The organism is Leptothrix discophora, assembly GCF_030705305.1.
Lineage (GTDB): Bacteria > Pseudomonadota > Gammaproteobacteria > Burkholderiales > Burkholderiaceae_C > Sphaerotilus > Sphaerotilus discophorus.
In genome coordinates, this window is the sequence record NZ_JAUZEE010000005.1 from 46485 (window position 1) to 67351 (window position 20867).

Below are 20867 nucleotides of genomic sequence, written 5' to 3' on the forward strand. Positions count from 1 at the left end.
CACGTCGGGTTTCAGATGGGGATGCGTCAATCGTCCGACAAGGGGGCGGCCGGATCGACCTCCAGGCCCCGGACGGTGGCGCGCATCGTCCACAGCAGCCACAACGCGGGCAGTGCGGCGAGGGTGGACAACACGAAGAAGCTCGGCCAGCCGATCGATTCGGCCAGCACGCCGGCCAGCGGCCCGACCCAGACCCGGCCGACCGCCGCGAAGGCGCTCAGCATGGCGTACTGGGTGGCCGTGAAGCGCTGGCTGGTCAGGCTCATCAGGAAGGCGACGAAGGCGGCCGTGCCCATGCCGCCGGACAGGTTCTCGCCGGCGATCACCAGCAGCAGCGCGCCGTCGACCGGCGTGGCCTGCGCCAGCTGCAGGAAGCCCCAGTCGAAGGTCGGCACGGTCAGTCCCGGCAGGCTGCCCTTGCCGGCCACGGCCAGCCACCAGAAGCCGACGTTGCTGACCATCTGGAAGATGCCGAACAGCATCAGCGAGCGCCACAGCCCCAGCCGCAGCATCAGCGCACCACCGACCAGCGCGCCGGCAATGGTCAGCCACAGGCCCAGCACCTTGTTGACCACGCCGACCTCGGCCGAACCGTAGGCCATGGCCTTGAGCAGGAAGGGCGTCATCAGCGAGCCGGCGAAGGCGTCGCCGAGCTTGTAGAGCACGATGAAGCCGAGGAAGGCCCAGGCGCATGGCTGGCTGAAGTAGTTGCCCAGGCCACCGAGCAGGGTCTCGAAGCGGGCCCGCCGTGCCGCCCAGGCCGCCAGCGGCAGCGTGAAGCCGATGCCGGCCAGCAGCGCGACCAGGTCGATCCAGCGCTGGCGCAGCGCCGGGGCCATCGACGAGCCCTCGAACAGCGGCCCGAGCAGGGCCTGCAGCGCGGGCACGAAGGCCTGCTGGGTGACGACGTAGCCCAGCGCGACGGCGGCCACGACCGCCAGGAAGCCGATCAGGTCGTGGCGGGCCTCGCTGCGCGGCGCGTCGAGGGCCGGCAGTCGCGGCAGGGCGACCGCCGACAGCAGCGCCGCGCCGACCATGATCGCGGCCATCAGCCGGTAGACCGCCGGCCAGCTCCAGGCCGGACCGCCGTGCGCGGCGGCGGCGGCGATGTTGGCCGGGTCGGTCCAGATCAGCGCGACGCCGCCCGACAGGATCATCGCCAGCCGGTAGCCCAGCACCGACAGCGAGGAGCCCAGGCCGCGCTCGGCCGCCGGCAGCAGGTCGGTGCGGTAGGCGTCGATCACGACGTCCTGCGAGGCCGACAGGAAGGCCACCGTGACCGCCAGCAGCGCGAAGGCCTGCAGGGCGCCCTTCGGCGAGGTGGTCGACAGCGCCAGCAGCGCGGCCGCCAGCAGCAGCTGCGTCAGCACCAGCCAGCCGCGCCGGCGGCCCAGGCCGGGGACCTCGAAGCGATCCATCAGCGGCGCCCACAGGAACTTGAAGGTGTAGGGCAGGCCGACCAGGCTGAGGAAGCCGATGGTGGCGACATCGATGCCGTCCAGGCTCAACCAGGCCTGCATCGCCTGCCCGGTCAGCGCCAAGGGCAGGCCGGAGGCGAATCCCAGCAGCGTCACGACCGCCAGGCGCCAGGCGCGGCGCGCGCGGGCGAGGCCGCTGAGCGGCGGCGGGAGCGTCGCGGCCAGCGCGGCGGCGGTGTCGGGACGGGAGGCGGGCATCGGCAAATTCTAGGAGTCGTCCCGCCGCGGGCCCTGCCAGGTGCCGCAGGGCCTGGCAGGCGCGGCGCGATGACCGCCTCGCCGCTCGACGCCGGGCTGCGCCAGGCGCTGGGGGCCCGGGTCAGGGCACGCGGGCCAGGCCGCCGTAGGACAGCAGGCCGTCGACATCGGCCGAGGCGACCATGACCGAGGGCAGTGCCGGCGTGAAGTGGTAGTCGCGACCGGTGGCGCTGCCGCGCAGCGTCAGGTCCAGCGGCCGCAGCAGGCGCAAGCGGGTGTCGCGGGTGTCGCGTGTGTCGCGGCCCGGCATCGACGATGCCGCCGGGTTCGGCATGCCGGGCTGGCCGGCTGCCACGAGGTGGGCGCGCTTGGCGCCGCAGCAGTTGCTCATGTCGTGCTCCTTCGGATCAGAGGTGGGGCTGGTGCCGGTTCGGCCAGTTGCTGACGCGTTCGAGCAGGCAGGCGGCGCCGGACATTGCCAGCCACATCAGCAGGCTCGCCGGCCAGGTCAGGTCGAAGGTCCAGGTCAGGGGAACGGCCACCCACAGGCTCAGGCAGAAGAAGCAGTCCATCATGGCCCCGAGCCAGGACGTGCCCAGCTGCGAGCGCAGGCGGACGATCAGGTCGCCCGGGCCGTCTTCGCGGGCCAGCAGGTGGGTGAGGCGCCAGGTGGCCAGCGTGCACAGCACGAACAGCCAGCAGAGCTGGAGATCGATGAACATGTCGGCTCCCGGGCCATGGGCGCTGTGGGGCCGCGCGGCAGGCACCGTCCGCAGACAGAGCCTGTCGCGCGGGTCGTCGGCTTCAGCTGAAGGTGAAGACGTCGCCCAGGCGGGTGAAACCGGCCAGGCCCACCGGCTTGCTGTTGCAGTTGTCGAGCGCCACCACGACCACGTAGAGCGAGTAGATGTTGCCGCAAGGGCCCTCGCCGTCCTTGTCGAGCCAGTCCTCGGGCAGGTCGATCGTGATGACGTCGTCCTTGCCGTCGCAGTTGTTCATCGGCACGACGACGTGCTTTTCCTTGTCGGCACCGGCGCCGATGCGTTCGGCGATCACCGAGACGCACCACTTGCCGCACAGGATGTTCTTCAGGCGGGAGCCGATGTCGAGCTTGATGACGACCTGGTAGCGGCTGCCGGGCGTCAGGATCGCGGTCGCCTCGTGGGCCGGCTCCTCGTAGAGCTGGACATCGAAGCGGCTGAAGGTCAGGCGATTGGTGACGGGTGCAGGAGATTCGACGGTCATTTTGCTTACCTCACGGAGTTGCTGGGGTCCGAGCGGAGACATTCCGGTCGGCACCGGGGGCAGCGGCGGTCCGTTGATCGGGCCGCATCGCCTTCCTCGGTGAACTCAGTGTGGTCGGCACCACTTTCGGGGCCCTTCGCGGCCGCTTCGACGCGGCCTCTCCTGCGCTGACGCGGCAGGTGACGTTGCGCTGGCGGCGCGCTTGAACGGCGCTGTCGTGCCGCTTAAGCGCGTGCCCCGGCCCCTGACGCTGAATCGGCAGCCGGCGGCGGACGGTCAGGGCTGGCGGGCCGCGTTCAGCGTCGCGCGGGTGGCCAGCGCCACGCGCCGGGCCGCCTCGGCGAATTCGTCGCCCTGGCTCGCGTACAGGATGGCGCGCGAGCTGTTGACCACGATCGGGCCGGTGATGGCGCCGGCCGCGTCGCGCGCCAGGCCGGCCTGCACGGTCGCGACCGCGTCGCCGCCCTGCGCGCCCACGCCGGGAATCAGCAGCGGCAGCGTCGGCGCCAGCTCGCGCACCCGGGCGATCTCGGCCGGGTAGGTGGCGCCGACCACCAGGCCGATCTGGCCGTTGCGGTTCCATTCGGACTGGGCCAGCGCGGCCAGGTGCTCGTACAGGCGCGGCTGGCCGGGCAGGTCGGCCAGGCGCTGCATCTGCCAGTCGTTGCCGCCCGGGTTGGAGGTGCGGCACAGCAGGATCGCGCCCTTGTCCGGGTGGCGCAGGTAGGGCTCGATCGAGTCGAAGCCCATGAAGGGCGACAGCGTCACCGCGTCGGCCTGGTAGCGCTCGAAGGCTTCGCGGGCGTACTGCTCTGCGGTGCTGCCGATGTCGCCGCGCTTGGCGTCGAGGATCACCGGCACATCCGGCGCGACGCGCTTGATGTGGGCCATCAGCCGCTCCAGCTGGTCCTCGGCGCGATGGGCGGCGAAGTAGGCGATCTGCGGCTTGAAGGCGACGACCACGTCCTTGGTCGCGTCGACGATGCGGGCGCAGAAATCGAAGATGCGTGCGGCATCGCCCTTCCAGGCGCCGGGAAACTTCGACGGCTCCGGGTCCAGGCCGACACACAGCAGCGAGTCGTGCAGGCGCTCGGCACGGGCGAGTTGGTCGGTGAAGTTCACGGCGACGCCCGATCCGCTCAAGCGCCGATGCGCCGCGCCAGCGCGGTCGCTGCGCCGGTGTAGCTGGCCGGGGTCATGGCCAGCAGGCGGTCCTTCTCGGCCTGGGGCAGGGCGAGGTTGGCGATGAAGCCCTGCATCAGCTCGCGCGTCATCGGCTGGCCGCGGGTGAAGGCCTTGAGCTGTTCGTAGGGCTGCGGCAGGCCGTGGCGGCGCATGACGGTCTGGATCGGCTCGGCGAGCACCTCCCAGGCGCTGTCCAGGTCGGCGGCCAGCGCGGTCTCGTTGAGCTGCAGCTTGTCCAGGCCGCGCAGCAGGCTGTCGTAGCCGAGCTGTGCATAGCCCAGCGCGACGCCCATGTTGCGCAGCACGGTCGAGTCGGTCAGGTCGCGCTGCCAGCGGCTGATCGGCAGCTTCTGCGCCAGGTGGGTCAGCAGCGCGCTGGACAGGCCGAAGTTGCCCTCGGCGTTCTCGAAGTCGATCGGGTTGACCTTGTGCGGCATGGTCGAGGAGCCAACCTCGCCGTCCTTGGTCTTCTGCTTGAAGTAGCCCAGGCTGATGTAGCCCCAGACGTCGCGGCTCCAGTCGACCAGGATGGTGTTGGCGCGCGTGACCGCATCGAACAGCTCGGCCATGTAGTCGTGCGGTTCGATCTGGATCGTGTAGGGGTTGAAGCTCAGGCCCAGCGCACCCTCGACGACCTGGCGGCTGAAGGCCTCCCAGTCGTGCTCCGGGTAGGCGCTCAGGTGGGCGTTGTAGTTGCCGACCGCGCCGTTCATCTTGGCCAGCAGGGCCACGCCGGCGATGCGGCCGCGGGCGTGCTGCAGGCGGGCGACGACGTTGGCGATCTCCTTGCCGACCGTCGTCGGGCTGGCCGTCTGGCCGTGGGTCCGGCTGAGCATGGGCACGGCGGCGAAGTCGTGCGACAGCGTCGTCAGCCGGGCGACGATGCGGTCCAGCGTCGGCAGCAGCACGGTGTCGCGCGCGGCCTGGAGCATCAGCGCGTGGCTGGTGTTGTTGATGTCCTCGCTGGTGCAGGCGAAGTGCACGAACTCGCCGGCGGCGACCAGCTCGGGCAGGTCGGCGAAGCGGGACTTGAGCCAGTACTCGACCGCCTTGACGTCGTGGTTGGTGGTGCGCTCGATGTCCTTGATGCCCTGCGCATCGGCCTCGCTGAAGTTCGCGACCAGCGCGTTCAGGTGGGCGCGGGCGGCGGCCGACAGCGGCGCGAACTCGGCGAAGCCGGCGTCCGACAGCGCGATGAACCAGGCCACCTCGACCTGCACGCGGCGGTGCATCAGGCCGTATTCGCTCAGCAGCGGGCGCAGCGCGCCGAGCTTGCCGGCGTAGCGGCCATCGAGGGGGGACAGGGCGGTCAGGGCGCTGAGGGAGGCGTTGGACATGGCGCGGGGCCCGGCGGGCGGGCTCGTTCGGGGGAATCGGGAATTGTAGGTTTCGCCCCGTCCCCCCGGACCCGCCGCGCGGCGCCGGCGGGCTCAGGGTGGATCGACGATGTAGATGGCATCGACCGTGTTCGGGGGCGCCCCCACCGGTCCGCGCGCCGCCGGGCCCCCGCCACGGACCTTCAGCGCCATCTTCACCGGCAGGGTGCCCCCCGCCAGCGCGCCGCAGACGTGCGCGGCGGCGATCGACGTGCCGCGCAGTTCCTTGCTCGTGCCGGTCGTGAAGCCCGGACCTTGCAGCCGCCCGGGACCGTAGATCGGCCTGCCACCCACCAGGGTCGAGGAATAGCCGGCTTCCTCCAGCGTCGCCGCCGCCGGCGGGTCCTCGGGATGCTCCAAGGCGCCGACCACCTGGCCCCGGTGGACGTTCGCCAGGCTGGAGCGCTGGTCGAGCAGGTCGTCCGGCACCGCCAAGTTCGACGGTGCGAAGCCGTACTGCGGCCGGTAGCCTTCCAGTTCGCCGGGGATGTCGCGCCGGCGCATCCAGCCGTCGACCGTGGCAGGCAGCGCCTGTTCCGGGGCGACCTCCAGGCGCAGGGTCCAGCGACCCAGGGGCCCGATGGGCCGGCCGTCGCGGTCTTCGGTGTGCGCGAGCGCGACCAGCACCTGGCTCGCCCCGGACCCGTTCGCGCCATCGGTCGTGTGCGTGTCGTTGAAGACCGCGGCGACCCGTCGCCCGCCGACCTGCAGCTCGCCTTGCTGGCCCGCCTCGACCGTCAGCGGCGCCGCGCCGCTGCCGTGCGGCGGCGTCAGCGTCGCCCGCATCGCGCAGGGCTGTCCGGCCAGCGCCGGCACCCAGAACTCGACGAAGGTCTCGGTCGCATCGGGGATCTCGACGTGCCAGGCGAACGAGAAGCCGTTGCGTTCATCCGGCTTGAGTCGCTGGTGGATGCGCTGCGCCTCGCCGGTGCCGTCGTCCTTCACGCTGCCCGAGCCGAGGTTGCCGGCCGCCACGATGACCTGCAGCCGCCGATCGCCGTTCAGCCCAGTCCACGCGCGGATCTGGTCGTCGATGGCCTGTTCGAGCATCGAGGTCCCGTTCTGCGGACCGCCGAAGCCGCCCAGGCTGAGGTTGATGAACACCTGCGCATCGGGACGGCAGCGCGCCAGGATGTAGTCGATGCCGTCCAGCACGGACGACGCCAGCCAGTTGGCGCCGGTGTCGAGCAAGGCCAGGTCGGGCAGCTGCACGTGCATCACCGCCGGGTCGCCCGGGTCCTGCTCGCCCTTGTGCGACCGGTCCTGGCGCGCCCGGTCGTGGGCGTCGAGCACGGTCGACAGGATGTGGGTGCCATGCGTCCAGTCGCAAGCCTGCGGCAGGGCATGGCCGAAGGCCCGGTACAGGTCCAGTTCGACCTGTTCGCGCTGCCAGGCGTCCAGGCCGGCAGCCAGGCGCGAGCTGGCCTGCGCGTGCAGGTCCGCGCCGGTGAACGCCCGGCCATAGCCCATGTCGCCGGGCGTGTGCCAGAGGCCGCTGGCCGGGTCGGCGACCGCGCCCTGGTCCCAGTAACGCTGGATGCGCGGCTGGCCGTCGCGCCAGAAGCGCTGGTGCAGGAAGCCGCAGCGACCGTCGATCACGCCGATCACCCGCGGGGCGTCGCAGCGCTCGACCTCCGCCAGCGGGGCGGCGGGGCCCTGCATGTCGACCAGGCCGGGCCGGGCCGCCGCGTCGCGGGCCGAGACCACCGGCGCCAGGCTCGGGTGAGCCAGGCCGATGCGGTGCCGCGTCGACTGGGCCAGGGCCAGGTCCAGGTCGTCGACATGCAGCCAGACGGTGGCCAGGTCCGTGTCGGGGTTCGCCCGCGACCAGACCAGTCGCCGGGTCTTGCCGGCCAGGGCCGCAGCCCCGTCACGGGTCATCACGAGCTTGAGCCAGTCGCCGTCCGGTCCCCGCATCGGCTGGAGGTAACGACGTTGCGTGAGCTGGGCCCAGCGCAGGTAGGGATCGGGGGCGATCAAGGTTGCTGCTCCGTGTGCCACTCCGCGCGGGCGCGCTTCCAGAGCCAGGCCAGCGGCTCCGAACGCTTGACCCTCACGGGCTCGCCCTTCGCCGTGTCGCCGATCCGGTGCTGGATGCGCTCGACGAAGCCGAGCGCGTCGAGGTCGGTGCGATCCTCCGGGTTGAGGTGCGCGAGGACCGCGGCGGGATCGAAATGGCGTGCCGTCACGTCGCGGGTCCCCTCCTCCGGCGCCGTGCACCGCGCCACCAGGTAGTCCGCCATCACCGTGCCGAGCATCTGTCCGGCGATCGAGTCGATCTCGTGGTGAACGCCGGCGTACTCGCGGTTCTCGGCGATGCGGTGCGCCAGGGCCAGCTGCACCTGGGTGATCTCCGGCTGATCGATCAGCGTCGACAGCGTCCAGGCGATGGCGAAGGCTTCCGTGGCATGGCCGCTGGGCAGGCTGCCATGGGCGGGCGTCAGGATCGCCGGCATGACCTGCATGTTCACGCGGTGGGGGCGCCGCACCGAGAGCGCATGCTTGAAGCGCTGCACGGCATGGTTGGCCAGGCCCAGCGCGACCTGCATCAGCTCGATCGTGCGCGGCGTGCGGTCCGGATGCAGCGGCAGGATCTGGGACCAGAAGGCAAACGGCGGCGTCGTCTGCGAGGTGATCTCCAGCAGTCGCTCGCGCGACGGATCGTCGGACCGCGGCATCGAACGCAGCCGTGACTTCTCGACCACCTGCAAGGCCTGCGCCGCGAGGATGTCGTCGCCCGGTGCCTTCATCGTGACCAGTTCCAGCCACTGCGCAGTGCCCTTGGCGTCCCTCGCCCAGTGCTTGAGCGAGCCCGACGCCAGCGCCACCGAATCAAACGCCAAACCCTCGGCGACCTCGAAGCCCCAGATCGCGCCCCGCACGTCCGGCTGCCAGTGCAGCAGTCGGTCCTCGTTGGGCGGCACGTGGCTCGGGACCTTGAGGTTGAGGCCGGGGGCCGTGTTCACCTGATGGCGCAGCAGCGCATGGTGGGACGACTCGAGCGCCTGCGTCAGGCCCGGGTTGACGATCGCGCCGGCATAGCCCGCCACGCCGTTCATCGAGGCCGATGATGCGGAAGACGCGGACGACGCGGACGAGGCCGAGGATGCGGACGAGGCCGAAGACGCCGACGATGCGGACAAGTTGCTCATGGAACCACTCCCTGGTTTGGAAGGCAGGCCGTTCCCCGTCAGTTCTCCGGCAAGCCCGCCGCACGCAGGGCCTGCGCGTAGCGGATGGCATGCGGCCTGTCGGCGCCGGGGTATCGCCGCAGGTACTGGGACACGCTGAAGCCGCGCTCGATGCGCAGCAGTTCCTGGACCGTCGCGCGGGCGGCCTCGTCATGGCCGCCGAGCGACTGCGCGATCGCCAGGATGCGCAGCGTCGAGCCGTGGGTGCGGTTGGCCCGCAGCGAGCGCTGGCCGTAGGTGATCGCGCCCTCGTGGTCGCCGCTGGACAGCAGCGCCATCGAGGTGAAGTTGTCGTAGTAGTAGCGCATGGGGTCCAGCGGCGACAGGCGCTGGGCCTGCAGGGCGCAGTGGATCGCATCCTGGCCCTCGTTCGCGTAGGCATGCAGGGCCGACTGGAACAGCCAGGCCAGGCCCTCGTTCGGGTTGGCCTGGATCGCCATGGCGTAGCGCCCGGAGGCCTGCGACAGGTCCTTGCCGAGGTAGGCATGCACCAGGCCGTCGATCGCCAGCGCGAGGCTGTGGTGGCTGTCCAGTTCGAGCGCCTGGGAGACCGCGCGGCGGGCCAGCTGGTGGTCGTCGTCCTGCCGGTCGGACCAGCCCTGCGCGACCCGCAGCACATGCCACTTCGCGAGCCAGGCGCGCGGTGCCGGCGAGCGCGGGTGGCGCTCGCACAGGTAGGTCAGCATGTCGCGGGCCCGCGTGAACTCGCGCGGCGAGAGCAGGTGCATCAGCGCGATCGCGCCCAGCAGGATGGTGTAGCTGTCGAGCGTGGGCAAGGGCAGGCTGACGGCCCGGCGCACCTCGGTGCCGACCATGGCCGCGCCGATCTGTTCGCTCAGGCGTTCGACCACCGGGCCGCTGCCGTCGAGCGCATCGGCGACGCGGCCTTCGAGGCCGTCGGCCCAGACGACCTCGCCGCTCGGGCAGCGCACCAGCTGCGCGCGCAGGCGGAAGCGTTCGCCCGAGACGGTCTGCGTGCCCATCACCACGTACTGGCAGCCCAGCATCGTGCTGAGTTCGCCCGGATCGACGGCACGCTCGCGCAGCCGGGTCGTCGACAGGCGCGAGATCACGTTGAGCTGCGGCAGGCGGGCGAACTGCGCGATCAGGTCGTCGGCCAGGACCTCGCCGAGCACCTCGTGGCGGCGCTCGGTCGACATCGGGTCCTGGAAGGGGATGACCGCGATGCAGATGCGGTCGGCATGCCCCGCGCCTTGGGGTGACCAGGCCGGCATCGCCTGCCCGAGCGGACCGGCGCGAAACGCGCGCTGGCGTTCGGAGAAGTGCTTGAGGTTCACGAGACCGATGTCCTCGACCTCGACCCCGAGCCGGGGCCGCTCGGGGTCCGGTCCCGCCGCAGACAGCTCGTGGTCACCGAGGTCCTCGATGTCCGCGTCGACATCGGGCACCAGCGCATCGCGGGCCTCGGGCGACAGGATGGTCTCGCCGGGATTGGCGATCGAGCAGAGCCGGGCCGCGAGGTTGACGCCGGAACCGAACACGTCGTAGTCCTCGACCACCACGTCGGCCTCGTGCACGCCGGCGCGCAGCACCATCGCCGCGTCGCGTGAGCGACCCGTGTTGAACGTCGCGATGAGCCTGTGCATCTCGAAGGCGGCTTCCACCGCCTGGGGCACAGACCTGAATTCGAGCAGCATGCCATCGCCCAGGCTCTTGACCATGCGGCCGCTCCTCGGGGGCAGGACCTCGGTGCGCACCGCCTGGACAAACTGCCGCCAGCGCTGGATCACGTCGCTTTCATGCTCCCGCAGCAGCCGGACCGACTCGACCACGTCGACCACCACCACCGTCCGTCGCACGCGCACCAGTTCGGGCCATGGGTGAGTCCCCTCCTGTCGCGCCGCTTCTTCGCCGTGCATGGTCAGCTCTTGTCCGTATTCAGGCATCCTCATTTTGGGGGACCGATTCGAGCCGGTGCAAGCGAAGTCCGATGGCATCGGGCATCCGCGGCACCGCATCGAGCAAGGCGCGCGTGCAGGGGTGGGCCGGGCGGGCCAGCAGCTCGCGCGTCGGCTGGCATTCGACCAGCCGTCCGGCCTGCATGACCGCGACCCGGTCGCTGACCTGTGCGACCGCCGCGAGGTCGTGGCTGATGAACACCAGGGCGAGCCCGTGGCGACGCTGCAGGTCAACCAGCAGGTTCAGCACCTGAGCCTGCACCGAGACGTCCAGCGACGACACCGCCTCGTCGCAGACCAGCAGCCGCGGCCGCACCGCCAGGGCCCGCGCGATCGCGATGCGCTGGCGCTGTCCGCCCGAGTAGGCATGGGGCCGGCGCGACAGGTCGGCATCGGCCAGGCCGACCTGCGCGAGCAGGTCCGCGACCTGTGCGTCGCGGTCCCGCCGACCGCGTGCGAGGCCGTGCAGCACCAGGCCTTCGCCGACGCTCTCCGCGATGCTCATGCGGGGATCGAGCGAGCCCTGCGGGTCCTGGAAGATGATCTGCACGGTGCGGGCCCAGGCCAGCCGGTCGGCGCGGCGGCGCCGGTCGACGCGCCGGCCGTCGATCAGCACCTCGCCGGCGCTCGGCTCGGTCAGGCGCAGGATGCAGCGGGCCAGCGTGGACTTGCCGCAGCCGGACTCGCCGACCACGCCCAGCGTCTCGCCGGCTGCGGCCGACACGCTCACGCCGTCGAGTGCCCGCACGCCCGGCGATCGGCGGCCCGGCGGCCAGGACGGCGCGTCATAGGTCTTGACCAGGTCACGGACCTGCAGCAGCGGCGCGTTCACGGTGCCGTCTCCAGCGCCCAGCAGGCGACCCGGTGGCCGGGCCCGACCTCGCGCAGTGCCGGGGCGACGGCCCGGCAGCGCGGCATGGCCAGCGCGCAGCGGTCGGCGTAGCGACACGCCGCCGTCGGGGCGATCAGCGACGGCACCTGGCCGGGGATGGCGGGCAGCGGCGCGCGGCGTGCAGGCGGTGCCTCCAGCCGCGGCACCGCCTGCATCAGGGCCCGCGTGTACGGGTGTCGCGGGGCCTCGAACAGCTGCGCGACGTCGGCCTCCTCGACCACCCGCCCGGCATAGAGCACGACCACCCGGTCGGCCAGTCGGGCCACCACCGCCAGCGCATGCGTGATGAGCAGCAGCGACAGGCCCAGCTCGCGGCGCAGGTCCTGCAGCAGCGCCAGGATGCCGGCCTGCACGGTGACATCGAGCGTCGAGGTCGGCTCGTCGGCGATCAGCAGCTGCGGCCCGCAGGCCAGCGCAGCGGCGATGAGCGCGCGCTGGCGCATGCCGCCGGAGAGCTGGTGCGGGTAGGACGCGGCCTGCCGGTCCGGGTCCGGCAACTGCACGCGCGCCAGCCAGTCGCGCACCCGCGAGCGCGACTGTGCCGCCGACAGCTTCAGGTGCCAGCGGGCCGCTTCGCCCACCTGGTCACCGATGCGGCGCACCGGGTTGAGCGCGCTGGCCGGGTCCTGCGGGATCCAGCCGATCTCGCGGCCGCGCACCGCGCGCCGCTGCGGCTCGTCCAGCCGCAGCAGGTCGCGGCCCTGCCAGCGCACCTCGCCGGCGACCACCCGGCCGGCCGGCGCCGGCAGCAGGCCGACGATGGCGCTGGCCAGCGACGACTTGCCGCTGCCGGATTCGCCGACCAGGCCGACGGTCTGGCCGGGCGCGATCTCGAGGTCGACGCGGTCCAGCGCCTCGACCGTGCCGGCGGCGGTGTCGAAATGCACGCGGAGGCCGCGCAGAGCGAGCAGCGGCTCGGTCATGGCGTCGTCCTCATGCCGTGCGCCGATGCGGGTCCAGCGCGTCGCGCCAGGCGTCGCCCAGGCCATGCAGCAGCAGCACGGTCAGCGCGATCGCCAGGCCGGGCACGGCGGCGACCCAGGGCGCGATCTCGAGGTAGTCCTTGCCGTCGTGCAGCATGCGGCCCCAGGTGGGGGTCTCGGGCGGGAAGCCGAGGCCCAGGAAGGACAGCGTCGATTCGGTCAGGATGGCCGCGGCCGCGTCCAGCGAGCTGGTCACCGCCACGGTGCCCCAGGCATGCGGCAGCAGGTGATGCCGTGCCACCCAGGTCCGCGAGGCGCCGAGGGCCAGGGCGGCGTCGACGAACTCGCGCTGTCGCACCGCCAGCACCTGGGCCCGCACCAGCCGGGCGACCGACATCCAGCGCAAGCCGCCGATCACCGCCACGATCAGCACGAACAGCCCTGCGGTCGGCCCCAGGCGCGCCTGCAGCGCGTCGCGGAACAGGTGAACCACCAGCAGCAGCAACGGCAGCTGCGGCAGGGCGAGGAACAGGTCGGTCGTCGTCATCAGCAGGGCGTCGAGGCGACCGTGCCGGGACGATCCGGCCAGCACGCCGACGGCGGTGCCGACCAGCGCCGACAGCAGCATCGCCGCTGCGCCGATGGCCAGGCTGATGGCGCCGCCGCGCAGCGCCCGGGCGAGCAGGTCGCGGCCCATCTCGTCGGTGCCGAGCGGGTGGGCCAGGCCGGGCGGCTGCAGGCGCGCGCGGAAGTCGATCCCGTCGACCGCCTGCGAGCCGTGCCAGGCGCCGACCAGCGTCAGCAGGACCAGCAGCGCCAGCAGGCCGGCGAGCAGGCGGCCGAGCCATCGGGGCCGGCCCGGCCGCGCTGGCCTAGCGCGCGGCGATGCGGGGGTCGAGCCAGCCATAGGCCAGGTCCGCGACGAGGTTGGCCAGCACCACCAGGATCGCCAGCATGAAGGTGATGGCCAGCAGCACCGGCGTGTCGTTGCGCAGCACCGAATCGACCAGCAACGCGCCGATGCCGGGCACGCGGAAGATCTGCTCGGTCACGATGGCGCCGCCGAACACGACCGGCAGCTGCAGCGCCAGCAAGGTCACCAGCGGGATCAGCGCGTTGGGCAGCACGTGGCGGCGGATCACCAGCGACTCGGGCAGGCCCTTGCTGCGGGCCAGCCGGACGTGGTCGAGCCGACCGACGTCCAGCACGGCCGAGCGGACATGCCGCAGCCACGTCGCGGCCTGGAACGAGGCCAGCACCAGCATCGGCATCAGCGACTGGCGGACCTGCTCGATGACGCGCGCCAGGCCGACCTGCGGCAGGTCGGTCCGGTAGACGAAGGGCAGCCAGTCGAGCTGGATCGAGAACAGCAGGATCAGCAGCAGGCCGGTGAAGAAGGACGGCAGCGCGTAGCCCAGGTAGGCGCAGGCCGAGACGCTGCGGTCGAACGCGCTGCCGGGTGCGAGGCCGGCCTTCAGCCCGAGCGGCAGGGCCACCGCGATGGCCAGCAGCTGCGAGCCGCCGACGATGGCCAGCGTGACCGGCAGGCGCTGGCCGATCAGCTGGCGCACGTCCGTGTGGCTGGCGTAGGACCAGCCCCAGTCGCCCTGCAGCAGCGACCCGAGCCAGGCCAGATAGCGCCAGCCGGGCGCCTGGTCGAGCCCGTAGCGGTGCAGCAGCTGGTGGCGCACCTCCGGCGGCACGTCCGGGCGCATCACCAGCTCGCTGAGCGGATCGCCGGGCGCGACGGCCAGCACCGTGAACAGCACCGCGCTGATGCCGAGCACGCTCAGCGCGGCCCGCAGGAGTCGCCAGCCCAGGGTGCGCCGGCGTGCGGACATGGGCTCAGGCCTTGAACCAGTCGGCGATCTGGGCGGTCTCGACGGTCCAGCCACTGATCGGCGCGCGCAGCCGGCGCGCCAGCGCGGAGACCGCCGGACGGTAGAGGATGGGCACGATCGCGCCGTCGTTGCAGACCAGGTCGTTGAGCTCGATCAGCAGGGCCGCGCGCCGCACCGGATCGACCTCCACCTCGGCCGCCCGGAAGGTGCGGTCATAGGCCTCGTGGCGCCAGCGGATCACGTTGCGGCCTTCCCACTTGTTGGTCCGCGAGGCCAGCTGCCAGGAGCAGAACATCTCCATGAAGCGGCCGGGATCGGGGCCGTTGCGGCCCTGCTGGTACATCTGCAGGTCGGCCAGGAACTTGACCGCCGTGTCGTTGCTGGCGGGGTCGGACGAGAAGAACACCGAGGCGGTCGTCGCCTTCAGTTCCAGCTCGATGCCAGCGCGTTGCGTGGCCTGTCGCAGCAGGCCCTGGACCTTCTGGCGGGTCGGGTTGACGGAGGTCTGGAACAGCAGCCGCAGCCGCTTGCCCTCGCGCAGCCGGATGCCATCCGGGCCGCGCTTCCAGCCGGCCGCTTCCAGCAGCGCCTCGGCCCGCGCCGGGTCATGCCCCGGGCCGCTGCGCCTGGACGTGTAGCGCGGCGGATTGACCAGGAAGTTGGCCGATCCCACGCCGCCGCGCCCGTACAGGAAGCGCTGGATGCTGTCGCGGTCGACCAGCAGGGCCAGGGCCTGCCGGACCGCCGGTTCGAGCAGCAGCGGATGGCGGCTGCCGGGGGCGGCGCGTTCGCCGTCGACCTCGGTCCACGGGTCGGCATGGTTGAGCATCAGGTACTCGATGTTGCCGCCGGGGGCGAAGTCGAGCGTCCCCTTGCCGGACTCCTCCAGGCGACGAAGGATGTCGTCCTCGACCTGGATGTTCCAGGCGTAGTCGTACTCGCCGGTCTGCAGCACGGCCCGCGCGGCCGACAGCGCATCGCCGCCGCCCTTGATGGTGACGCTGTCGAAGTGGGGCTTGAGCGGCTGGTGGTAGGTCGGGTTGAGCTCGCCGCGCACCAGGTCGCCGGGCACCAGTTCGAGGAAGCGGTAGGGGCCGGTGCCGACCGGCCGCGCGTTGGCTGGCGCATCGCGTGAGCCAGCGCCCTGGAAGGCCGCGAACAGGTGCCGGGGCAGGACCGGGTGCAGCGCGGCGTCGACCCAGAACGGGGTCGGGCGCTCGAATTCGTGGCGCACCGTCAGCGCGTCGATCTTGCGGACCTGGATCGATCGGAACGAGCCGTGCGTGATCGTCGCGGTGGCCGGATCGCGGGCATAGGCCCAGGTGGCGACCACATCGTCGGCCGTGAAGGGCGTGCCGTCGTGCCAGGTCACGCCCGGCTTGAGCTTCCAGGTCACCGACAGGCCGTCGCGGGCCACCCCGCCGTTGGCCAGGCTCGGCACCTCGCGCGCCAGCAGCGGGAAGAGGTTGCCGTCGCGGTCCCAGTCGACCAGCGGCTCGTAGAACAGGCGGCAGGCCGCCACGTCCTTGCTGCCGCTGGCGAAGTGCGGGTTCAGCAGCGTCGGGCCCTGCCAGAACAGCAGGCGCAAGGCGCCGCCGCCGCCGCGTCGGCTCGGCTCGTAGGTCGACGCGCCGGCCTGGGCCCGGGCCTCGCCGGCGATCGGCAGCAGGCTCGCCGCCATCGGGGCCGGCAGCCCGGCGGCCACCAGGCGGGCGATGAAACCGCGGCGCGACAGCGCGCCGGATTCGACCGCCTGCAGCGCTGCCCGGATCTCTGCTTCACGCATGGCGCTGTGCTCCTGATCTCCGCTGGGATGGGCAGATTCTGTGCGACGTCCGCTGGGCTCAACAACCTCGATCGACCTGTTCGTTTCCTCAGGTGTGGGGATGCGGCAGCAGCGCGTTCCGGACCGGGATCGGGTGCGCGCCGGCCGGTGACCGGGGGGTGAGCGGGCGGTCGCGCGAGGTCAGCTGCCGGAACAGCCGGACGGTCTCCTCGCGTGGCGTGACGCCCAGCATCTCGCGCAGGGTCTGCAGGCAGGCGCGGTACTGGCGCTCGACCAGCTGCGGCTGGCCCAGCCCGGCATAGCAGCGCATCAGGCGTCCGTGCGCGTCCTCGTTGCAGGCGTCGACGCTGAGCAGGCGCAGCGTGATGCGCAGGCAGGCATGCAGGTCCCGGCCGGCCTCGTACAGCTCGGCCAGGCGATGCAGCACCTGGTTGTGGCGGTCGCGCAGCTGCTGGGCGAGGCCGGCGAGCCCGGCGTCGTGGCAGCCTTCATCGAGCAGGTCCGAGGCGTACAGCGCCAGCCCGGCCTCGTACTGCGCGATCGCCTGGTCGACCTGCTGCCGGGCCTCGGCCTGCGCGCCCTGTTCGGCGTGCACGAGGAACTGTTCGCTGTCGATCCAGGTCGGGCCGGCCGGGACGAACTGGTAGCCCTCGTCGGTGTAGACGATCGTCCCGGACGCTTCGAGCGCGCGGCGCACGCGGTGCAGGGCCACGTGCAGGCTGTTGCGCGCGCTTTCCGGATCGGCTTCGGGCCAGTAGAGGCTGCACAGGCGGGTGCGCGACAGCGGGCGACGCCGCTGCAGCACCAGCAGCTTGATCAGCGAGCGGATCTTGCCGCGCGGCAGGTTGTCGACCCGGCGCTCGCCGATCCACAGGCCGAAGCCGCCGATCACCCGCATCGACAGCATCGGCCCCGGTGGCTGCGACGCGGTCATGCGCACGCAGGCCGGCATGTCGACCAGCGCCCCGAAGGGCGTGACCTGGAAGTCCATCGTGTCGCGGGGTTCGAGCGGGGCGGGCGGGACGTTGGCGCCGGGGCTGGGAACGTGCGGGTCGAGGCAGTGCATGGACGCTCCTGACGGGTCGGGATCCGGGTGCGCAGCAGATGAGAAAACTGCGACAACTGAAACCCAGTCTAGAAGTCCGATGGCACGCCTGCCGGTGATCTGGCTCACACGCTGGCGACGGTCGTGTCGCCCGTGACGGGGCCGGCATCGACGCGGGCCGTGGCCGGCGGCGCGCCCGCGGCCAGACCGGCGACCCGTTCGGCCAGCCGGGCGATGTCGAGCACCAGGGCCTCGCGGGCCGCGCCCGACAGCACGCCGTCGCGGCGCAGGTCCCCGAGTTCGCGCGTGACCTGTTCGCGCGTGCAGCTGACGCGGGCGGCCAGCTCGCTGTGGCTGGGCGCCGGGTCGAGCCGGTGCATGCGGTGCAGGCGGGTTCCGGTGCCGCCGCTGACCTGGCTCTGCCGCAGCAGTTCGGCGCACAGGCGCTGCGAGACGTTCAGCGCACTCAGCTCGTAGACCCGCTCGGTCAGGCCGCGCGCCGCCCGCGCCAGGTGCTGCAGCATGCGCTCGTTGATCGACCAGTGGCGCCGCATCAGTGCCAGCAGGTCCTGCGGATGCAGCCGTGCCAGGAGCGCGTCCTGGAGCGCCACCACCGTGGCCGAACGTGGCAGGCCGTCGATGGCCGACATCTCGCCGATCGTCTCGCCCGCGCCGGCCTCGCGGAAGCTGACCTCGCGCCCGTTGGGCGACAGCGCGACGACGCGCACCCGGCCCGACAGGATCAGGTAGCAGTCCTGGTCCCGGTCATCGCGCGACATGACCGGCTGGCGGGCACGGAAGAGCTTGAAGCGGCAGACCCGTCCGACCTCGGCCAGGACATCGTCCGGCACGTCGCGCAGCAGGTACACGCCGCGCAGGCCGCTGAGTGCGGGGACTTCGCCTTGCACAGGCTGGTTCATCGGTGGCGCTCCTGCCAGGCCCGGCGCAGGGCCCCGGGCGCGACAACGCGCGGGAGGGCAGGCCGGTCAGCGCGCAGTGTGATCCGTCGCCTGGGTTACCGCGTCCACCGTTTGGTGGACAAGCCGGCCTCGATCGGCGCCGACGCTCAGACGATGTGGCTCAGCGCCCGATCCAGGTGCTCGACGGTGCGCGGGATGTCGGCCAGCTTGTCCAGCCCGAACAGGCCGATGCGGAAGGTCCGGAAGTCGGCCCCCTCGTCGCACTGCAGCGGCACGCCGGCGGCGATCTGCAGGCCCTGGGCCTTGAGCTTGGCGCCGTTCTGGATCTGGGCGTCGTCGGTGTAGCTGACGATCACGCCCGGCGCGCCGAAACCGTCGGCCGCGACGCTGGGGAAGCCCTTGGCCGCGAGCCGCGCGCGGGCCTGCCGGCCCAGCTCGATCTGCGCGTCCTTGAGCCGGCCGAAGCCGATCGCGCGGGTCTCGACCATCACGTCGCGCAGCACCGCCAGCGCGTCGGTGGGCATGGTCGCGTGGTAGGCCACCGCGCCGCCCTCGTAGGTCTCGGCGATGGCCAGCCACTTGCGCAGGTCGCAGGCGAAGCTGGTGCTGGTGGTCGTCTCGATGGCGGCGCGGGCGCGCTCGCTGAGCATCACCAGGCCGCAACAGGGCGGGCCGCTCCAGCCCTTCTGCGGTGCGCTGACCAGCACGTCGACGCCGGTGGCGGCCATGTCGACCCAGACCGTGCCCGAGGCGATGCAGTCCAGCACGAACAGCCCGCCGACCGCATGCGTGGCGTCGGCCACGGCGCGCAGGTAGTCGTCGGGCAGGATCATCCCGGCGGAGGTCTCGACATGCGGCGCGAACACCACCGCCGGACGCTCGGCCGCGATGCGCGCGACCACCTCGTCGACCGGGGCCGGCGCGAACGGCGCCTTCGGGCCGCCGTCGCCGATGCGGCGCGCCTTCATCACGGTCGACGACTTCGGGATCGCGCCCATGTCCAGGATCTGGGTCCAGCGGTAGCTGAACCAGCCGTTGCGGATCACCAGCACGTGCGCTCCGGTGGCGAACTGGCGCGCCACCGCTTCCATGCCGTAGGTGCCGCTGCCCGGCACGATGGCGACGGCGCGGGCCGCGTAGACCTCCTTGAGCGTCGCGGTGATGTCGGTCAGCACCTTCTGGAAGCGGGCCGACATGTGGTTGAGTGCCCGGTCGGTGTAGACGACCGAGTACTCCAGCAGGCCATCGGGATCAACGTCGGGTCGCAGTGCGGGCATCGTGGGCTCCAGGTCCTGGCGGGCTCGCCAGCGGCGGATAAAGCGGCGGAAAAAGTGGCCGGCCAGCTTACACCGGGCCCCTGGCCCGCACGCCCGCCGGGTCAGGGGCGGCGGATGGGGTCTAACCCTGATGGGGCACGTCATCGGCCTGGCGGAAGGGCTCGTGTACGCTCGCGCCCGCGCCGCTGTTCCAAGTGCCCTGGAGCCCCCGATGAACACGATCCTGACCCGTCCGACCCGCCTGCTTCTGGCCCTGCTGCTGCTGTCGCTCGCCTCGGCGGCCCGTGCGCATGCCGATGCCAGCACGCTGGCCGGCGGCTTCTGGAGCGGCTTGCTGCACCCGGTCCTGGGCTGGGACCACGTCGTCGCCATGGTCGCCGTCGGCCTGTGGGGCGCCTTCCTCGGCGCGCCGGCGATCTGGCTGCTGCCGGTGATCTTCCCGACGGTCATGGCGCTGGGCGGCGCGCTGGGCGTGGCCGGCGTGCCGCTGCCGGGTGTCGAGATCGGCATCGCTGCGTCGGCCATCGCGGTCGGCGGGGCCGTCGCGCTGGCCTGGCGCGCACCGATCGGGCTGGCTGCCGTGGTCGTCGGCGCCTTCGCGGTCTTCCACGGCCATGCCCACGGCACCGAGCTGCCGCAAGCCGCCCACGCGGTCGCCTTCAGCGCCGGATTCGTCGTCGCCACCGGGCTGCTGCACCTGGCCGGCATCGCGCTGGGACTGCTGGTGCGCTGGCCGGCCGGAACCTGGGTCGTCCGGGCCAGCGGCGGCGCCATCTCGCTGGCCGGCCTGTTCTTCCTGTCGCAGGCCTTCCTTTGAAGACGCGCTTCCCGAACCGGCGTGTCACCGCGCCGCTGCTGGGCTTGCTGGGCCTGCTGGCGGTCGCGCCGGCCTGGGCCCATGGCTCGATCCCCGGTGGCAGCGCCTTCTTCGCCGGCCTGGTGCATCCGGCGCTGGTCGCGGCGCACCTGGTCGGCCTGATCGCTGTCGCGCTGATGGCCGCCCAGCAGGGCCTGTCGCCGCGCCCGCACGAGCTGCTCGGCCTGGCGGCCGGGCTGGCGCTGGGCGCGCTGGCGGCCGGCTGGGCCGGCGAGCCCGACACCGACCGGGCGCTCTGGCTGCTCGTGGTCGCCACCGCCCTGGCCGTGGCCTTCGGTCGGAACTACCCCGCCGCGTTCCGGCTCTGGATGCCCGCCTGCATCGGCCTGGCGATGGGCCTGGCCTCGGGCGACGCCACGCTGACGGGCGGCCGCCGCGTCGCCGCGCTGGCCGGCAGCTTCATCGGCGCCATGGTCATCGCCTCGCAGCTGGCCGTCGCGATCGAGGCGCTGCTGCGCCGCTGGCCGCACCCGGCGCTGCGCATCGGCGTGCGGGTGCTGGCGTCCTGGGTGGCTGCCGTCGGCGTCCTGCTGACGGCGCTGGCGCTGCGCCCGGCCGGCTGATCGGCCGGCGTCCGCCCGGACGCTCAGGACGCTCAGGACTTACCCGCCACCGCCGCCCGGGCGGGTGTCCTGGGTCCGGGACTTGCTCATCCGCCTCACCTGCGGTCCCGTCCGGTGCAGTCCAAGCCGCGCGTCGAGCCGTGGGCATCCC

At 72.3% G+C, this 20867-nt stretch carries 19 protein-coding genes; 2 read left to right on the top strand and 17 right to left on the bottom strand.

The window, feature by feature from the left end:
• Positions 1-26 precede the first annotated feature (26 nt).
• The 17 genes from Q8X39_RS10555 to Q8X39_RS10635 form a co-directional block, all read right to left on the bottom strand.
• Positions 27-1676: an AmpG family muropeptide MFS transporter gene (locus tag Q8X39_RS10555; RefSeq protein ID WP_305749633.1), complete on the bottom strand. Its 1650-nt coding sequence runs from the start codon at positions 1674-1676 to the stop codon at positions 27-29.
• 121 nt (positions 1677-1797) lie between these two features.
• Complete coding sequence (locus Q8X39_RS10560) at positions 1798-2067, bottom strand: hypothetical protein (RefSeq protein WP_305749634.1); 270 nt, start codon at positions 2065-2067, stop codon at positions 1798-1800.
• 16 nt (positions 2068-2083) lie between these two features.
• Positions 2084-2398 (bottom strand): DUF1360 domain-containing protein, encoded by a 315-nt coding sequence (locus Q8X39_RS10565; RefSeq protein ID WP_305749635.1) that lies wholly within the window; start codon positions 2396-2398, stop codon positions 2084-2086.
• Positions 2399-2480: 82 nt separating this feature from the next.
• Positions 2481-2921, bottom strand: a complete 441-nt coding sequence (locus tag Q8X39_RS10570) for a hypothetical protein (protein ID WP_305749636.1) — start codon at positions 2919-2921, stop codon at positions 2481-2483.
• A gap of 276 nt (positions 2922-3197) precedes the next feature.
• Positions 3198-4043: an orotidine-5'-phosphate decarboxylase gene (gene pyrF / locus Q8X39_RS10575; protein WP_305749637.1), complete on the bottom strand. Its 846-nt coding sequence runs from the start codon at positions 4041-4043 to the stop codon at positions 3198-3200.
• 17 nt (positions 4044-4060) lie between these two features.
• Positions 4061-5443 carry an adenylosuccinate lyase gene (gene purB / locus Q8X39_RS10580; RefSeq protein WP_305749638.1) on the bottom strand — a complete coding sequence of 461 codons (1383 nt, stop codon included), beginning with the start codon at positions 5441-5443 and terminating at the stop codon, positions 4061-4063.
• Between the two features lie 93 nt (positions 5444-5536).
• Positions 5537-7462 (bottom strand): S8/S53 family peptidase, encoded by a 1926-nt coding sequence (locus Q8X39_RS10585; protein ID WP_305749639.1) that lies wholly within the window; start codon positions 7460-7462, stop codon positions 5537-5539.
• Complete coding sequence (locus Q8X39_RS10590; protein ID WP_305749640.1) at positions 7459-8634, bottom strand: phosphatase PAP2 family protein; 1176 nt, start codon at positions 8632-8634, stop codon at positions 7459-7461. Before Q8X39_RS10590 ends, Q8X39_RS10585 begins: the two co-directional genes overlap by 4 nt.
• 38 nt (positions 8635-8672) lie before the next feature.
• Positions 8673-10493: an adenylate/guanylate cyclase domain-containing protein gene (locus Q8X39_RS10595; RefSeq protein WP_305749641.1), complete on the bottom strand. Its 1821-nt coding sequence runs from the start codon at positions 10491-10493 to the stop codon at positions 8673-8675.
• A gap of 79 nt (positions 10494-10572) precedes the next feature.
• The gene (locus tag Q8X39_RS10600) at positions 10573-11424 is read right to left on the bottom strand and encodes an ATP-binding cassette domain-containing protein (RefSeq protein ID WP_305749642.1); all 852 of its coding nucleotides are present in this window, start codon (positions 11422-11424) and stop codon (positions 10573-10575) included.
• The gene (locus Q8X39_RS10605) at positions 11421-12407 is read right to left on the bottom strand and encodes an ABC transporter ATP-binding protein (RefSeq protein ID WP_305749643.1); all 987 of its coding nucleotides are present in this window, start codon (positions 12405-12407) and stop codon (positions 11421-11423) included. Before Q8X39_RS10605 ends, Q8X39_RS10600 begins: the two co-directional genes overlap by 4 nt.
• 10 nt (positions 12408-12417) lie before the next feature.
• The gene (locus Q8X39_RS10610; protein ID WP_305749644.1) at positions 12418-13314 is read right to left on the bottom strand and encodes an ABC transporter permease; all 897 of its coding nucleotides are present in this window, start codon (positions 13312-13314) and stop codon (positions 12418-12420) included.
• On the bottom strand, positions 13280-14248 hold the full coding sequence (locus Q8X39_RS10615) for an ABC transporter permease (protein WP_305749645.1): 969 nt from the start codon (positions 14246-14248) through the stop codon (positions 13280-13282). The genes Q8X39_RS10610 and Q8X39_RS10615 overlap by 35 nt, the downstream gene beginning before the upstream one ends.
• A gap of 4 nt (positions 14249-14252) precedes the next feature.
• Positions 14253-16034, bottom strand: coding sequence for a peptide ABC transporter substrate-binding protein (locus tag Q8X39_RS10620; RefSeq protein WP_305749646.1), 1782 nt, complete (start codon positions 16032-16034; stop codon positions 14253-14255).
• 88 nt (positions 16035-16122) lie between these two features.
• Positions 16123-17100 (bottom strand): AfsR/SARP family transcriptional regulator, encoded by a 978-nt coding sequence (locus Q8X39_RS10625; RefSeq protein WP_305749647.1) that lies wholly within the window; start codon positions 17098-17100, stop codon positions 16123-16125.
• A 104-nt stretch (positions 17101-17204) separates the two neighbouring features.
• Entirely contained in the window at positions 17205-17999 is a 795-nt protein-coding gene (locus Q8X39_RS10630) for a Crp/Fnr family transcriptional regulator (protein WP_305749648.1), read from the bottom strand.
• Positions 18000-18145: 146 nt separating this feature from the next.
• Positions 18146-19276 carry an aminotransferase class V-fold PLP-dependent enzyme gene (locus tag Q8X39_RS10635; protein ID WP_305749649.1) on the bottom strand — a complete coding sequence of 377 codons (1131 nt, stop codon included), beginning with the start codon at positions 19274-19276 and terminating at the stop codon, positions 18146-18148.
• Positions 19277-19487: 211 nt separating this feature from the next.
• Here Q8X39_RS10635 and Q8X39_RS10640 point away from each other — a divergent pair, with 211 nt between their 5' ends.
• The gene (locus Q8X39_RS10640) at positions 19488-20093 is read left to right on the top strand and encodes a HupE/UreJ family protein (RefSeq protein ID WP_305749650.1); all 606 of its coding nucleotides are present in this window, start codon (positions 19488-19490) and stop codon (positions 20091-20093) included.
• On the top strand, positions 20090-20716 hold the full coding sequence (locus Q8X39_RS10645; RefSeq protein WP_305749651.1) for a HupE/UreJ family protein: 627 nt from the start codon (positions 20090-20092) through the stop codon (positions 20714-20716). Before Q8X39_RS10640 ends, Q8X39_RS10645 begins: the two co-directional genes overlap by 4 nt.
• Positions 20717-20867: the final 151 nt, after the last annotated feature.

Excerpts from the sequence above, each read along its gene's own strand:
- purB (WP_305749638.1), bottom strand. The coding sequence starts at position 5,443 with ATGTCCAACGCCTCCCTCAGCGCCCTGACCGCCCTGTCCCCCCTCGAT.
- Q8X39_RS10605 (WP_305749643.1), bottom strand. The coding sequence starts at position 12,407 with ATGACCGAGCCGCTGCTCGCTCTGCGCGGCCTCCGCGTGCATTTCGAC.
- Q8X39_RS10635 (WP_305749649.1), bottom strand. The coding sequence starts at position 19,276 with ATGCCCGCACTGCGACCCGACGTTGATCCCGATGGCCTGCTGGAGTAC.
- Q8X39_RS10625 (WP_305749647.1), bottom strand. The coding sequence starts at position 17,100 with ATGCACTGCCTCGACCCGCACGTTCCCAGCCCCGGCGCCAACGTCCCG.
- Q8X39_RS10615 (WP_305749645.1), bottom strand. The coding sequence starts at position 14,248 with ATGTCCGCACGCCGGCGCACCCTGGGCTGGCGACTCCTGCGGGCCGCG.
- Q8X39_RS10640 (WP_305749650.1), top strand. The coding sequence starts at position 19,488 with ATGAACACGATCCTGACCCGTCCGACCCGCCTGCTTCTGGCCCTGCTG.
- Q8X39_RS10630 (WP_305749648.1), bottom strand. The coding sequence starts at position 17,999 with ATGAACCAGCCTGTGCAAGGCGAAGTCCCCGCACTCAGCGGCCTGCGC.
- Q8X39_RS10590 (WP_305749640.1), bottom strand. The coding sequence starts at position 8,634 with ATGAGCAACTTGTCCGCATCGTCGGCGTCTTCGGCCTCGTCCGCATCC.
- Q8X39_RS10565 (WP_305749635.1), bottom strand. The coding sequence starts at position 2,398 with ATGTTCATCGATCTCCAGCTCTGCTGGCTGTTCGTGCTGTGCACGCTG.
- Q8X39_RS10620 (WP_305749646.1), bottom strand. The coding sequence starts at position 16,034 with ATGCGTGAAGCAGAGATCCGGGCAGCGCTGCAGGCGGTCGAATCCGGC.
- Q8X39_RS10570 (WP_305749636.1), bottom strand. The coding sequence starts at position 2,921 with ATGACCGTCGAATCTCCTGCACCCGTCACCAATCGCCTGACCTTCAGC.
- Q8X39_RS10560 (WP_305749634.1), bottom strand. The coding sequence starts at position 2,067 with ATGAGCAACTGCTGCGGCGCCAAGCGCGCCCACCTCGTGGCAGCCGGC.
- Q8X39_RS10610 (WP_305749644.1), bottom strand. The coding sequence starts at position 13,314 with ATGGCTGGCTCGACCCCCGCATCGCCGCGCGCTAGGCCAGCGCGGCCG.
- Q8X39_RS10555 (WP_305749633.1), bottom strand. The coding sequence starts at position 1,676 with ATGCCCGCCTCCCGTCCCGACACCGCCGCCGCGCTGGCCGCGACGCTC.